This is a genomic window from Ruegeria sp. YTSC106 (assembly GCF_059609765.1).
Genome location: NZ_JBXWMI010000015.1, coordinates 14235 through 28906, shown reverse-complemented (window position 1 = coordinate 28906; position 14672 = coordinate 14235). Strand labels below are relative to the sequence as shown.

Annotated in this window: 13 protein-coding genes; 11 read left to right on the top strand and 2 right to left on the bottom strand. The window is 58.7% G+C overall.

Annotated features, from left to right (window positions below; genetic code table 11):
- Window positions 1-77 precede the first annotated feature (77 nt).
- The 5 genes from fabI (at window position 78) to trpE (ending at window position 6040) form a co-directional block, all read left to right on the top strand.
- Entirely contained in the window at window positions 78-884 is an 807-nt protein-coding gene (gene fabI / locus AC2FEB_RS18235) for an enoyl-ACP reductase FabI (protein WP_299893634.1), read from the top strand.
- Window positions 885-888: 4 nt separating this feature from the next.
- Entirely contained in the window at window positions 889-1398 is a 510-nt protein-coding gene (gpt, locus tag AC2FEB_RS18230; protein WP_496676098.1) for a xanthine phosphoribosyltransferase, read from the top strand.
- Between the two features lie 21 nt (window positions 1399-1419).
- The gene (locus AC2FEB_RS18225; RefSeq protein WP_496676100.1) at window positions 1420-2595 is read left to right on the top strand and encodes an aminotransferase; all 1176 of its coding nucleotides are present in this window, start codon (window positions 1420-1422) and stop codon (window positions 2593-2595) included.
- An 80-nt stretch (window positions 2596-2675) separates the two neighbouring features.
- Window positions 2676-4517, top strand: coding sequence for a peptidylprolyl isomerase (locus AC2FEB_RS18220; protein WP_496676102.1), 1842 nt, complete (start codon window positions 2676-2678; stop codon window positions 4515-4517).
- A gap of 11 nt (window positions 4518-4528) precedes the next feature.
- Window positions 4529-6040, top strand: a complete 1512-nt coding sequence (trpE, locus tag AC2FEB_RS18215) for an anthranilate synthase component I (protein WP_496676104.1) — start codon at window positions 4529-4531, stop codon at window positions 6038-6040.
- Window positions 6041-6098: 58 nt separating this feature from the next.
- Here trpE and AC2FEB_RS18210 read toward each other — a convergent pair whose 3' ends face one another.
- The gene (locus AC2FEB_RS18210) at window positions 6099-7730 is read right to left on the bottom strand and encodes a divergent polysaccharide deacetylase family protein (protein WP_496884249.1); all 1632 of its coding nucleotides are present in this window, start codon (window positions 7728-7730) and stop codon (window positions 6099-6101) included.
- Between AC2FEB_RS18210 and AC2FEB_RS18205 the strand changes: the two genes are divergently transcribed.
- The 6 genes from AC2FEB_RS18205 (at window position 7731) to lexA (ending at window position 12556) form a co-directional block, all read left to right on the top strand.
- The gene (locus AC2FEB_RS18205) at window positions 7731-8312 is read left to right on the top strand and encodes an anthranilate synthase component II (protein ID WP_117868849.1); all 582 of its coding nucleotides are present in this window, start codon (window positions 7731-7733) and stop codon (window positions 8310-8312) included.
- Window positions 8309-9328: an anthranilate phosphoribosyltransferase gene (gene trpD / locus AC2FEB_RS18200; protein WP_299893645.1), complete on the top strand. Its 1020-nt coding sequence runs from the start codon at window positions 8309-8311 to the stop codon at window positions 9326-9328. The genes AC2FEB_RS18205 and trpD overlap by 4 nt, the downstream gene beginning before the upstream one ends.
- Window positions 9325-10137: an indole-3-glycerol phosphate synthase TrpC gene (trpC, locus tag AC2FEB_RS18195; RefSeq protein WP_117868847.1), complete on the top strand. Its 813-nt coding sequence runs from the start codon at window positions 9325-9327 to the stop codon at window positions 10135-10137. The genes trpD and trpC overlap by 4 nt, the downstream gene beginning before the upstream one ends.
- On the top strand, window positions 10137-10610 hold the full coding sequence (gene moaC / locus AC2FEB_RS18190) for a cyclic pyranopterin monophosphate synthase MoaC (RefSeq protein WP_496676395.1): 474 nt from the start codon (window positions 10137-10139) through the stop codon (window positions 10608-10610). Before trpC ends, moaC begins: the two co-directional genes overlap by 1 nt.
- Window positions 10607-11779, top strand: coding sequence for a molybdopterin molybdotransferase MoeA (locus tag AC2FEB_RS18185; RefSeq protein WP_496676397.1), 1173 nt, complete (start codon window positions 10607-10609; stop codon window positions 11777-11779). Before moaC ends, AC2FEB_RS18185 begins: the two co-directional genes overlap by 4 nt.
- 78 nt (window positions 11780-11857) lie before the next feature.
- Window positions 11858-12556: a transcriptional repressor LexA gene (gene lexA, locus AC2FEB_RS18180; protein ID WP_299893653.1), complete on the top strand. Its 699-nt coding sequence runs from the start codon at window positions 11858-11860 to the stop codon at window positions 12554-12556.
- Here lexA and AC2FEB_RS18175 read toward each other — a convergent pair.
- Window positions 12550-14598, bottom strand: coding sequence for a ComEC/Rec2 family competence protein (locus tag AC2FEB_RS18175; RefSeq protein ID WP_496676399.1), 2049 nt, complete (start codon window positions 14596-14598; stop codon window positions 12550-12552). The two genes, lexA and AC2FEB_RS18175, sit on opposite strands and share 7 nt — an antisense overlap.
- Window positions 14599-14672 lie beyond the last annotated feature (74 nt).

Genomic DNA, 14672 nt, shown 5'->3' with positions numbered 1-14672 from the left:
AGCGCACGGCCTTGATGCAACGCAACCAATGGCATAAACCAACTCAACATAACGCGAAGACAGGCGGAGAACCGAACATGTCAAATCAGTTGATGGCCGGCAAGCGCGGCCTCATCATGGGACTGGCCAATGACAAATCAATAGCATGGGGAATCGCCCGCGCCTTGTCGAATGCCGGGGCCGAGCTGGCCTTTTCCTATCAAGGCGACGCTTTGAAAAAACGCGTCGACCCACTGGCGGCGCAATTGGCGAGCGAAATCGTTCTGCCCTGCGACGTCAGTGACGAGGCATCTATCGATGCGCTTTTTACGGCACTGGAAGAGAAATGGGGAAAACTGGACTTCGTCGTTCACGCCATCGGCTTTTCTGACAAGAACGAACTGCGCGGCCGGTATGTCGACACCAGCCGCGCCAATTTCAAACTGACGATGGATGTGTCGGTCTATTCTTTCACAGCAGTGATGCAGCGCGCAGAAAAGATGATGTCCGAAGGCGGTAGTGCCTTGACGCTTACGTACTACGGGGCCGAACAGGTCATGCCGCATTACAATGTGATGGGGGTTGCCAAGGCCGCGCTTGAGGCGTCGGTCAAATACCTGGCTGAAGATCTGGGCAAGGATGGCATCCGGGTGAACTCTATTTCAGCCGGCCCGATCAAAACCCTGGCCGCCAGTGGTATCGGTGACTTCCGCTATATCATGAAGTGGAATGAATATAACTCTCCCCTACGTCGGAACGTGACCATTGACGATGTCGGAAACTCGGCCCTGTATCTGTTGTCGGATCTGTCCAGCGGCGTAACCGGTGAAAACCTGCACGTGGATTCCGGGTATCATATTGTCGGCATGAAGGCCGTTGACGCACCGGACGTTGAAAAAGGTTAAGAACATGAGCGCCAAAGACCGCCTGCCCCACGAAAAAGGCTTTCACATCAGCTGGGACCAAATTCATCGCGATTCGCGAGCACTGGCTTGGCGTCTTGACGGGCAAGGGCCCGATGATGGCAACTGGCGGGGTGTTGTCGCGATCACGCGCGGGGGCATGGCGCCTGCAATGATCGTCAGCCGCGAACTGGACATCCGCACAGTCGATACGATCAGCGTACGTTCATACCACCATCAGGAACAGGGTGAGGCAGAGGTGTTGAAAGCTCCGGACGTCGATCTGATGCGCGACGGGACCGGTATTCTGATCATCGACGACCTTGTAGACAGTGGAAAGACGCTGGAACTGGTGCGGGATATGTATCCGAAGGCACATTTCGCAACGGTTTACGCCAAACCCAAGGGCCGCCCGATGGTGGATACCTTCATCACCGAGGTCAGCCAGGACACATGGATCTTTTTCCCATGGGATATGGCCCTTCAATATGTCGAGCCGTATCGCGGCACCGATTGATTCCAGAACAGTAGACCGCACATGACGCTCAGCCGTACCGCCGCAACATTCGCACCTCCGGTGATGGAGGCACGCCGATGGGTCGAGGGAGTTGCGTTCTCATCCGACCGCCCGTTGATCAACGTAAGCCAGGCGGCCCCGGTCGATCCGCCGCCGCTGGCCTTGCGGCAGGCCATGGCCGAGTTTGCCGTTCGCGAAGACAGCGCACATCTTTATGGCCCGGTTTTGGGCAATGACGATCTGCGCGCTGAACTGGCGGCGCAGATCAGTTCTCACTATGCAGCACAGGTAGATGCACCTCGGATCGCCATCACTTCAGGCTGCAATCAGGCGTTTTCGGCCGTGATATCGGCGATCACCGGCGAAGCGGATGAGGTCATTCTGCCAACCCCATGGTATTTCAACCATAAAATGTGGTTGGACATGGCCGGCGTACAGGCCGTGGACCTGCCGACCGGCGATGACCTTCTACCCGATCCAGAGCGTGCGCGCGGTTTGATTACGGACAAGACCCGCGCCATTGCACTGGTCACGCCCAACAATCCGGGCGGTGTCGAATACCCTGCCGAACTTGTCAGGGCCTTCTATAACCTGGCCCGTGAAACCGGGATTCGCCTGATCGTCGATGAAACCTATCGCGATTTTGACAGTCGCAGTGGCCCCCCTCATGATCTGTTTCAGCAACCAGACTGGGACGAAACCCTTGTCCACCTATACTCTTTTTCCAAGGCTTATCGTCTGACGGGCCACAGGGTTGGCGCCATCGCGACAAGCCCGGCGCTGTTGGCCGAGGTGGAAAAATTTCTGGACACGGTCGCCATTTGCCCGGGCCAGATCGGCCAGTTCGCAGCGTTATGGGGGATGCAAAACCTGTCGCAATGGCTGGCCGGCGAGCGCGATGAAATTCTGGACCGCCGCGCAGCCATTGCAGAAGGGATTCCGGCGCTTGAAGTCCGGGGGTGGCGACTTTTGGGACTTGGAGCCTATTTCGCCTATCTCGAACATCCGTTTGACATGCCGTCGGATGAGTTTGCCCGTCGTCTGGTCAGCGAAGCAGGTGTGCTGCTGTTACCCGGCACCATGTTCATGCCGGATCATGACCCGGCCGGAAAACGACAGGTTCGCATTGCTTTTGCCAATCTGGATCGGGCCGGGCTGGGTCAATTGTTCGACCGGTTGCAGGACCTGTCCTTCTAAGCTTGCCCCTCGGCGGTGTGCGTCGTATTCAGGGCCGCAACCGACAGGGCAGAACTCTGCCGAAAAAACAAGAGGGCATCATGGCCGCAGGCGCTAAAAGTCTTTCGAAAACCTTTGTCTGGATTCTGATGGGCCTGCTGATGCTGGGCCTTGCGGGATTCGGCGCAGTCAACCTCAGCGGGACGATCCGCACAGTTGCGCAAGTCGGCGACGAAAGCATCTCGGTAGAAGATTATGTGCGCGAATTGCAGCGCGAGATCCGAGCGGTCGAAGCACAATCCGGGCAACCTTTGCAGATGTCGCAAGCGCGCGAGCTGGGTCTGGACCGAAACGCCCTTGCCCGCCTGACCGCTTTGGCAGCGCTGGATAACGAGGTCGGTCAGCTTGGGATTTCCATCGGCGATGAGAACCTTCAGCAAGAGATCATCTCGATTCCGGCGTTTCAGGGTGTCAACGGAACTTTTGACCGTGAGTCCTATCGCTTTCAGCTGGAGCAGGTCGGCATGACCGATTCCGAATTCGAATCCGATCTGCGCAAGGAATCCGCCCGAACGATCGTACAGGGCGCAATCATGGGCGGCGTGAAAATGCCGGCAACGCTGACGGACACGATGGTCGACTACATCGGTGCGCGGCGCAGCTTTACGGTCGCAACCGTTGGAACCGAAGCGCTGGATACACCCGTGACCGACCCAACGGATGCGCAGATCCAGACATTCTATGATGACAACGGTGACCAGTTTACCCTGCCCCGCACCAAGAAACTGACATATACGATTCTGTCGCCTGCAATGTTGGTTGACACGGTGGAAATCGACGAAGACGCGCTGCGGAAGCTTTATGAAGAACGGTCCGACGAATACAACCAGCCCGAACGCCGCCTGGTTGAACGCCTGAACTTCTCGAACGAACAGGCCGCCAATGACGCTTTGGCGCAGCTTGAAGTTGGTGGCACGACCTTTGAACAGTTGGTCCGGGATCGCGATCTTGAACTCAACGACATCGATCTGGGCGACGTGACACGTGAGGATCTGGGCGATGCTGCGGACGCCGTATTTGCGGCCGAGCTTGACACAGTCGTAGGCCCGTTGCCTTCGGTGTTTGGTCCGGCCCTGTTCCGTGTTAACGGATCACTGGCCGCGAACAATGTTCCATTTGAAGAGGCCGAGCCGGCACTTCGGGAAGAGTTGGCGACGGAACGCGCCCGCCGTCTGATCGAGGCGCAATCCGAAGATATCAACGACATGCTGGCCGGCGGTGCCACTCTGGAAGAACTGGCTGAAGAAACCGAAATGGAACTGGGTCAGATCGACTGGACCCGCGACAGCGCTGAAGGCGTTGCGGCATATGACGGGTTCCGAGCGGCCGCGGAAGCTGTGCAGGAAGGGGATTTCCCAGAAATCGCATTCCTCGAAGACGGGTCAGTTTTTGCCCTGCGCCTGGAGGAGGTTCTGCCGCGCCGCCCAGAACCACTGGAGAGCGCACGCGACCGTGTCACTGCGGCCTGGCAACAGACCGAGGCCAACAAAGCCCTGCGGGAAAAGGCGGATGCCATTCTGAACCAACTGGCCACTGACGGTGATTTTGCCACGACCGGTCTGCCCTTCCGCGTCGAAAACGCCCTGACCCGTACCGCGTTTCTGGATGACGTTCCTGCCGATTTCATGAACGAAGTATTCGCCATGGAACCGGGCGAGTTGCGCGTTATTGGCGGCAACGGAGCGGCCTGGATTGTACGTCTGGATGAAATCCTGCCTCCGGAAGATACGGATGAACTGCGCCAGTTGCGTGATGCCTTGAGTACACAGATGGACCAGGCTCTGGCACAGAATATTTTCAACGCCTACGTGCGTGATGCCCAGACCCGGGCGCGCCCCGTCGTGGATCAGCAGGCTCTGAACGCCGTGCAGGCGAGCTTTTAAACGAGACCGATATGGCCCTGACACCCGAATTCGACACCTTCGCGCGCGCCCATGAAGCGGGCGAAAACCAGGTGGTTTACACACGTCTGGCCGCCGATCTGGACACACCTGTGTCACTGATGCTCAAGCTGACGGGCGCGCAGAAAGACGCGTTCATGCTGGAATCGGTGACGGGCGGTGAGGTGCGTGGCCGCTATTCGATCATTGGTATGAAACCTGATCTGGTCTGGCGCTGTCGCGGCGAAACATCTGAGCTGAACCGTTCGGCCCGTTTCGATTCCGACGCGTTCTCGCCTCAAGATGGCAACCCGATGGACAACCTGCGGGCGCTTCTGGCCGAAAGCCGAATGGAATTGCCCGATGACTTACCCCAGGCCGCTGCCGGGCTGTTCGGGTATCTGGGATATGACATGGTTCGGCTGGTGGAATACCTTCCGGATGTGAACCCCGATCCCCTGGGTCTGCCCGATGCGATCATGCTGCGCCCGTCTGTCATCGCGGTGCTGGATGGGGTCAAGGGTGAGGTAACAGTGGTTTCACCCGCCTGGGCCAGTGACGGTCAATCCGCCAAAGCTGCGTATGCGCAGGCGGCTGAGCGTGTAATGGATGCGGTCCGGGATCTGGAACGCGCGATGCCCGCAGAAACCCGCGATCTGGGTGACGCGCGCGAAGTCGCCGCACCGGTGTCGAACTTTACCAAGTCCGGCTATATGGAGGCGGTTGAAAAGGCCAAGGAATACATCCGCGCGGGTGACATTTTCCAGGTTGTTCCGGCTCAACGTTGGACGCAGGATTTTCCGCTGCCGCCCTTCGCACTCTACCGTTCCTTGCGGCGCACGAATCCGTCGCCATTCATGTTCTATTTCAACTTCGGCGGTTTTCAGGTCGTGGGCGCAAGCCCCGAGATTCTGGTACGTGTGTTTGGCAATGAAGTGACCATTCGCCCCATCGCTGGCACCCGCCCCCGTGGCGCGACGCCAGAAGAAGACAAGGCGAACGAGCTTGATCTGCTGGCCGACAAGAAAGAACTGGCCGAGCATCTGATGCTGCTGGATCTGGGTCGTAACGATACCGGTCGCGTTTCAAAGATCGGAACCGTGCGTCCGACCGAAGAGTTCATTATCGAACGCTACAGCCACGTGATGCACATTGTGTCGAACGTGGAGGGCGAACTGGCCGAAGACAAAGACGCGCTGGACGCTTTCTTTGCCGGGATGCCGGCAGGCACGGTCTCGGGCGCGCCCAAAGTTCGCGCGATGGAGATCATCGACGAGCTGGAGCCTGAAAAGCGCGGCGTCTATGGCGGCGGCGTCGGCTATTTCAGCGCGGGCGGCGACATGGACATGTGTATCGCCCTGCGCACGGCCATCGTGAAAGACCAGAAACTCTATATCCAAGCCGGCGGTGGCGTCGTTTATGACAGCGATCCCGAAGCCGAGTTCATGGAAACCGTTCATAAATCCAACGCCATACGGCGCGCCGCGGCAGATGCCGCCCGGTTCACCGGGAACGGAAACGGCTAAAAAAACAAGGGCGGCCGATCAGATGATCACCGCCCCTTATCGTTGCTTTCTGCGCGGTTCACTGCACCTGTTTCATCATGACAGCCGAGATCGGAGCCATTGCCACACGGTTGCCCCGATCTTCCAGCCCCCACAGCAACAGGGCTGAAATCGTCTCGGGACGCACGCGCCCCAGCATGACCACTGTCCCTTCCTGACCGGCACGGAAAGCGGCCTGATCCAGGAACCTGCGCATGATTTTGGGGTCCTGCCGTGCGCCGTCTATATCACGGAAAACGACACTGGACGGAATTCCGTTTCGGGCTGCCAGCTTCTGCACAGTGTTGAGCCCATTGTCCTGCGTAATCAGCCCCCGGCCGGTTCCCGCAGCAATCGCAGCGACCTGATCAGCCAGTTTGCGATTGCCCTGAATCCCGCTGTTCACGCCTTCCAGAATACCTACTGTTTCCGGCAGGGTATCCAGCCACACCGACAGCGACACTTCGGCATCCTGTGCGCTTGCCGCCTCGGGCAGATCCGCCAGGGCCAGCACCTCGAACCCGGCCTCGCGGTGACGTGCCATCTTTTCTGCCGCGTCAGGATCCGATGGATTCACGGCGAAGCTGATCGGATACGGAAAGTCCTGCAACGCCTCGGACCCGAAAGCGCCCTCGTCATCAATCAGAATGATCGACATCAACGGCTTGGCTTCGGGGTTTTCGAACTTTGCCGCAAAACGCTCGATCGGTTTGGCCAATTTCGGCTGTTCAACCGAGGCCTGTTCCACGACGGGCTCATCATCGCGTTCCGTCAACGGTGCGACACGTTTTCCGATAAATGAACTGGCACTTGCTTCCTGCTCACCCCCGATCTGGGGCAGCGCAGCAATACGCGGCAGTTCGCGTGGCAGGGTGTCTTCATCCCCTTCCACAGCAATCGGGCTGTTTTCAAAGGGGTTCTGTTCTTCGGCCTCTGTCGTCTCTGGCTCCGGTTCTGGCACGGCCTGTGGCAGAGGGTCTGGTTCGGGCGCAAGAACGGCCACCTCGGTGTTCTCGGGCTCTGCTGGCGGGGCCGGTGTTTCATCACTTACGGCAGGCAGCGCATCGTCTGGCTGAATCGCCGGAACCTGACTTGGCTCTGGCAGGGCGGCAGGTGCTTCGGTCACAAAAGACACTTCATTTGCACCTGCTGCTTCCGGTTGGTTCAGCGCGTCCGTTGCCGCGCCAACAACTGGCTGAGAATCGACTGATGTTTCCAGACCCGACAGATCGGCCAGATCCTCGCCGGCGTCATCGGCGGCTTCTGGCGCACGCGGAGCCAGTTCCACGAGGTCAGCATCGGAACCAGCCTCAGCCACTTCAGCCGGAGCCTCGGGTGTTTCAGAAATCGTCGGCGCCGGTGCTTTGGTTGCGACAACCGGGGTATTCACCATCGGCGTCTTGAGAGACACGACCGCACCCAAGATCAAAACAACGACCGCCCCAGCGACCATTCCTCCGAAAAATCCGCCCATTTTCCTGCCTTTCGCCTCTTTCATCTGCCTCGTCCAGCTCTGCGCCATCTTGTGTGGCGCTCGGCCAATTGAACGCGTCAGAAACGGTATGTCCTCTTGACGCTGCCGCTCAAGCCTGAGCATGTATGTGCGGACATTATACCGTGGCCCGGGGCTGGATCGCCAGCCCGAAATGCCCAAGCGAAGATAAGTGCCCATATGCTGCTGCTGATCGACAACTACGACTCGTTTACCTACAATTTGGTACATTATTTAGGCGAACTCGGTGCCGAAATGGTCATTCGTCGCAATGATGCGCTGGATGTGCAGGAAGCGATGGCCATGAACCCTGCCGGCATCCTGCTGAGCCCCGGTCCCTGCGACCCGGATCAGGCGGGGATTTGTCTTGCACTGACACAAGCTGCTGCCGAAACCAAAACACCGCTATTGGGGGTTTGCCTGGGCCATCAGACCATAGGTCAGGTGTTTGGCGGCAAGGTGGTTCGATGTCACGAGATCGTTCATGGCAAGATGGGCACGGTGAAGCACACCGGCAAAGGCCTGTTTGCCGGACTGCCCTCACCCTTTGAAGCAACCCGGTATCATTCGCTGGTGGTCGAGCGCGAGACCCTGCCCGATTGCCTGGAGATTACGGCCGAGCTGGAAGACGGCACCATCATGGGACTGCAACACAAGGAATTGCCGATCCACGGTGTGCAGTTCCATCCGGAATCCATCGCATCCGAGCACGGCCACGCCCTTCTCAAGAACTTCCTGCAAGAACTGAAAGTCCCGGCATGAGCGACGCGCTTAAACCGCTGATCGGAGCCGCTGCCGATCGCCCTTTGACTCGTGATGAGGCCGAAAAGGCCTTTGCCATATTGTTCGATGGCGAAGCCACGCCCAGCCAGATCGGCGGTTTGCTCATGGCCATGCGGACGCGCGGTGAGACGGTCGATGAATATGCTGCGGCCGCGGCCGTGATGCGCGCGAAATGCAATGCCGTGAACGCACCTGAGGGAGCGATGGATATCGTAGGCACCGGTGGCGATGGCAAAGGCACCCTGAATATCTCGACCGCGACAGCCTTTGTCGTGGCCGGTGCTGGAGTAACGGTCGCGAAACACGGCAATCGCAACCTGAGTTCTAAATCCGGCGCGGCGGACGCATTAGGCCAGATGGGCATCAATGTCATGGTTGGCCCACAAGTCGTTGAGAACGCGCTGAAAGACGTCGGAATTGGCTTCATGATGGCGCCAATGCACCACCCTGCCATCGCCCACGTAATGCCGACCCGGCAGGAACTGGGAACGCGCACGATTTTCAATATTCTTGGCCCCCTGACCAACCCTGCTGGCGTCAAACGACAATTGACCGGCGCCTTCAGCCGCGATCTGATCCGCCCGATGGCCGAAACGCTTGGCCTGCTGGGGTCGGACCGGGCCTGGCTGGTGCATGGCTCGGACGGGACGGACGAGCTTACGATCACCGGCATCAGCTGGGTCGCCGCCCTGGAAGACGGGATCGTGAAAGAGGTCGAACTGCACCCAGAAGACGCAGGTCTTCCCGTGCATCCTTTCGAAGAAATCATCGGTGGCACACCCGAGGAAAACGCCGTTGCGTTCCGGGCTTTGCTGGACGGTGCCCCGTCAGCGTATCGTGACGCCGTGCTGCTGAATTCGGCCGCTGCTCTGGTCGTCGCAGAGGCCGCAAACGATCTGCGCGAAGGCGTGGCCATGGCTGCTGACAGTATCGACAGTGGCAATGCCAAAAACAAAATCACGGCCTTGGCCGCCAAGACACAGGAAGCCGCATGACCGAAACCGTTCTGGACAGAATCAAAACCTACAAACTGGAAGAAGTCGGGGCGGACAAAGCCCAGAAATCTTTGGAAACACTGGAAGATGAGGCACGGGCCGCCTCGGAAACACGTGGATTTGCGAAGGCTCTGCAATCCGCATCTCGCCAAGGCTATGGCCTGATCGCAGAGATCAAGAAAGCCAGCCCGTCCAAGGGTCTGATCAGACCTGACTTTGATCCACCCGCTCTTGCAAAGGCTTATGAAGATGGTGGCGCGGCGTGTTTGTCCGTCCTGACTGACACCCCCAGTTTTCAGGGCAGGAAAGAGTACCTGACGCAAGCACGCGAGGCGACATCTCTGCCCGCTTTGCGTAAGGATTTCATGTACGACCCGTATCAGGTGGTCGAAGCACGCGCCCTGGGTGCGGACTGTATTCTGATCATCATGGCCTCGGTCAGTGATGATCAGGCGGCTGAACTGGAAAACACTGCATTCGATTGGGAGATGGACGTTCTGATCGAAGTCCACGACGAAGCAGAGCTTGAACGCGCGGCACAACTGAAAAGCCCTCTGATCGGTATCAACAACCGCAATCTGAAGACATTCGAGACAACGCTAGACACGACGCGTCGCCTGTCCAAGCTGGTGCCCGCCGATCGCACCATCGTTTGCGAAAGCGGACTGAGCACGCCAGACGATCTGAGGGACATAGCGCGGTATGGGGCCCGCTGCTTTTTGATCGGTGAAAGTCTGATGCGCCAGGACGATGTCGAAGCGGCAACGCGTCACATCCTGTCTAAACCGCTGATCCCCGGAGTAATGTGATGCCGCTGACCCATTTCGATGCCCAAGGTCAGGCGCATATGGTCGATGTCTCGGACAAGGACGTGACAGATCGTGTCGCCGTCGCCGCAGGTCACATCAAGATGGCGTCAGAAACCTTTGAACTCATTTCGGAAGGCCGCGCCAAGAAAGGCGATGTTCTGGGCATTGCCCGTTTGGCCGGCATTATGGGCGCCAAGAAAACGCCGGACCTTATTCCGTTGTGTCACCCTCTGCCGGTGACCAAAGTGGCGGTCGAGCTGACACTTGACCCGGATCTGCCGGGTGTTCAGATCGAGGCCACCGTCAAGACCTCGGGCCAGACCGGGGTTGAGATGGAAGCGCTGACCGCCGTATCGACAGCCGCCTTGACGGTATACGACATGACCAAGGCCGTCGATAAGACGATGGAAATAGGCGGCATTCGCGTTCTGCTTAAAGATGGCGGTAAGTCAGGGCGTTACGAGGCAAAATGATTACTGTCGAAGAGGCGCGCGCCCTGCTGTTCGATCTTGTGGGACCATTGCCGGCAGAAGAGGTTCCACTGGCCCAGTCCGCAGGGCGTGTTTTGTCGCGGGACGTCACGGCCACGCGGGACCAACCGCCTTTTGCCGCGTCTTCGATGGATGGCTATGCAGTCAAATCTGACGAGGTCGAACCGCACGCCATGTTCAAAGTTGTGGGCGAGTCAGCAGCCGGACGTCGTTTTGAGGGCACTGTAGGCCCCGGACAGGCAGTTCGCATCTATACTGGTGCCCCCGTGCCCGATGGCGCGGATTTCGTTGTGATTCAAGAGGATACAGACCGCCGCGGTGATCTTCTGACAATCACGAAAAAACCCGGCACCAAAACGAACATCCGACCCGCTGGCGTGGATTTCAAGGCTGGCACATCCATATCCGCACCGCGTTTGATCCGCGCTGAAGATGTTGCCTTGATAGCCGCGATGAATATCCATCGAGCCCCGGTCTCACGCAGGCCCGTGATCGCCCTCATCTCGACCGGTGACGAGTTGGTCATGCCCGGGGAAGAACCCGGCCCGGATCAGATCATTGCCTCGAACACATTCGGCCTGCAGGCATTGCTCGAAGGATTGGGCGCTCTGGTTCGCGTGCTTCCAATTGCACGCGACACAGTATCATCGCTTGAAACCGCCTTCGAACTTGCGCTGGGTGCAGACCTTGTCGTGACGATCGGCGGGGCGTCGGTTGGCGATTATGACCTCGTGTCGGACGTCGCGCAGGGGTTGGGGATGGAGCAATCTTTCTACAAGATCCGAATGCGCCCCGGAAAACCCCTGATGGCCGGTCGTATCGGCGAAGCGGCCATGGTCGGATTACCGGGTAATCCGGTCAGCGCCATGGTCTGCGGCTATCTGTTTCTGGCTCCGATGGTGCGCCGGATGCTGGGACTTGAACAGGTGCTGCCCCCCTTCCGCACAGCACGGCTGAGTGGTCCGCTGCCGGAGAACGGGCCGCGCGAACACTATATGCGCGCCGTGGTCACTGATGCCGGAATCGAAGCTTGCGCAGATCAGGACAGTTCCCTTCTCAGTGTACTGGCCCAGTCCAACGCGCTGTTGGTCCGTGCCCCACACGATCCGGCGCGCGACATCGGGGAAATGGTTGAATACCTGCCGATCTAGGATGTTCTCAAATTTGTTGACACAAAACGTGAACATGCGTAGAACAAAAGAAAACGCATGAACGACGAGGTGTGAGCGATGCTGACCAAGAAGCAATTGGATTTGCTGGAATTCATCCACAAACGCGTGCAGGCGGACGGTGTTCCGCCCAGTTTTGATGAAATGAAGGCTGCTCTCGACCTGCGGTCGAAATCCGGCATTCACAGGTTGATTACTGCATTGGAGGAACGCGGGTTTATCCGCCGCCTTGCCCATCGCGCTCGCGCTATTGAGATTGTGAAATTGCCCGAAAGCCTTGGCGGCGAGCCGACGGCCGGCTTCACGCCCCGCGTTATCGAAGGCGACAGGCCCAAGGGCCCTCGCCCTGCGAATGTAGAACCTGTATCGGTGGACGCGCTGGAGTTGCCAGTCATGGGCCGGATCGCAGCCGGTGTTCCCATCGAAGCGATCAGCCATGTTTCGCATCACGTGGCCGTCCCTGGCCCCATGGTTTCGGGACAGGGTCAGCACTATGCATTGGAAGTTCGCGGCGACTCGATGATCGACGCTGGCATCAATGACGGTGATGTGGTCGTTATTCGGGAAACCTCGACCGCGGATAACGGTGACATCGTCGTTGCCTTGGTCGAAGATCAGGAAGCGACCCTCAAGCGGTACTTCCGCCGCGGCAATGCAATCGCGCTGGAGGCTGCAAACCCGGCCTATGAAACGCGCGTCCTGCCCGACGAGAAGGTCAAGGTTCAAGGCCGGTTGGTCGGACTGATCCGCACCTATTGAGCCTGCTTGGAATGACGGTCCCCGGCAGGTTTCGGGGACCAAAGCCGATGGCCGGTCATGTCTGCGCTTGAGGTCAGCTTTCCGTTCGAAACCGACAGGCTGCCGGTTTTGTACAACCGTTCCGGATCAAATACCCCGCACGAACCTTGCAGGTTAAGCGCAACAGCCGAGATGATGATCTGGTTATCCCGACATTCATCAAACGCCTGCGCCGCCCTTTTTCCGGTGATATGGATGATCTCATAGTCCTTCAGCGGGTATCGTTGAACGATGCTGCTGTCCGGCCATCTGAGCGCCGCCTCGATCTGATCAACGCCGTCTCCGTCATTTTCAAGCCAGACACCGGCGACAAACCCGCTTCCTTTGCTTTTGCTGAGAGCCCTGCCCTTTTCGGTCATCACGCCCACCAATCCGCCGTGTTCCGCAATCAGGACATCCGGTCTGTGCCCCGAGTTCCAAAGCAGAAATGCCAAGACAACGGGCATTGCTCCGGCCCATCGCGCTTTTCCCTGCCATAAGGCCATCCATAAGGCGCCAAATGCGACCAGGGGCAGGATGTACCAAGGCGGGCTGACAACAAAACTCTGCGCGCCCTCCAGGTGCGACACCCAGCCGGAAACCGTAATGATCCAATGCAACGCCCACCCCATGACAGTCAGGGCAATTGCCTCCAGTCCAAACGGGGCCAGAAGCGCGGCAATGACGGCAGAGGGCACGACAAAAAGGCCCATGACAGGTACGGAAAGCAGGTTTGCCAGCAGACCGTAATGGGACATCGTATTGAAATGCGCCGCACCAATGGGGGCTGTCGCAAGACCAGCAATTGCAGATGACATCACCACGCCAACGACTGGTTTCAACCAGTTTGGGCCGGGCAACGGGCCTGCCTCTCGCAACGCTCCGAAGACTGCAACCAACGCTGTGGTTGCGGCGAACGACATTTGAAATCCGGGGCTCAGCAGCGACTCGGGTCGAAGAACCAGCACGATTACTGCGGCAACAGCAACCGCACGCAGCGAAATCGCACGTCTGTCGATCAACACGGCACCCAGCATCACACTGACCATGACAAAGGCGCGTTCGGTCGCAACGTTGCCCCCGGACAACAACAGATAAAGGGTTGCGGCACAAAGCGCGAGCACAGCGGCCACTTTCCGAACTGGAAGTCTCAACGCCACAGGAGGACACAGCGACAGACCCAATCGGCAAGCCACGAACACGAAACCGGTCAAAAGCCCCATATGAAGCCCGGAAATGGCCAGCAGATGCGCCAGATTTGAAGCCCGCAAGGATGATAACGTCTCCTGCCCCATCCCACTGCGATCTCCGGTTGTGACGGCCGCGGCAAATCCACCGATTTCTCTGGGCAGGATCTGCCTTACCCGCTGCGAAATGGCCATGCGGATCGCAGTGACCCGAATGCCGTCGATCCCCTCTGTCGCTGGTGCGATGGTCATGACCGGGACGCGGGTATAGCCGACCGCGCCCAATCGTTGAAACCAGGCATGGCGGCGAAAGTCGAACCCTCCGGGCTCTACCGGGCCTTGCGGTGGCGAAAGATGACCCGTGGTCATAATACGCTGCCCCGGAGCGATAGTGCCCGCCGGACCATGAACGGAAAGACGGATGCGCTGCGGCCTGCGCTCCTGAGGTACATCCCCTATACGTACCTGTTCAAGCGTCAACCGCAACGCATCCGAGGCAGACCGATCCATGGCGACGACCCTCCCCTCGAAAGGGCCATAATATCGCCACGACAGAACCGGCTCTGCCACCATATGGGCGCGAACGCCTGCAAGAATGAAACCTGCAGTGATCAGCGCCCCCCCGATTGCCAACGTTCCCACCCCCGGTGGCAGCCGGCGGCACAAGGCGACAAGAGCGATTCCAAGACAGGCAAGGCCAGAATAAACTGACCAATCCGGCTCGACGCGGACGCCGAAATACAGACCAATCCCCGTTGCCAGCAAAACCGGCGTCCAGGGGAACAGGTACCCTGTCTGGTGCAGCAGCGCGGCCTCGACCCGTGCAAGAACACGCATGGTTGCCCCCGTCCTTCGGGCTCGTTAGACAGGCGTCAAACTATGCCAGATACGGTTACCAAAAGGTTAATCCC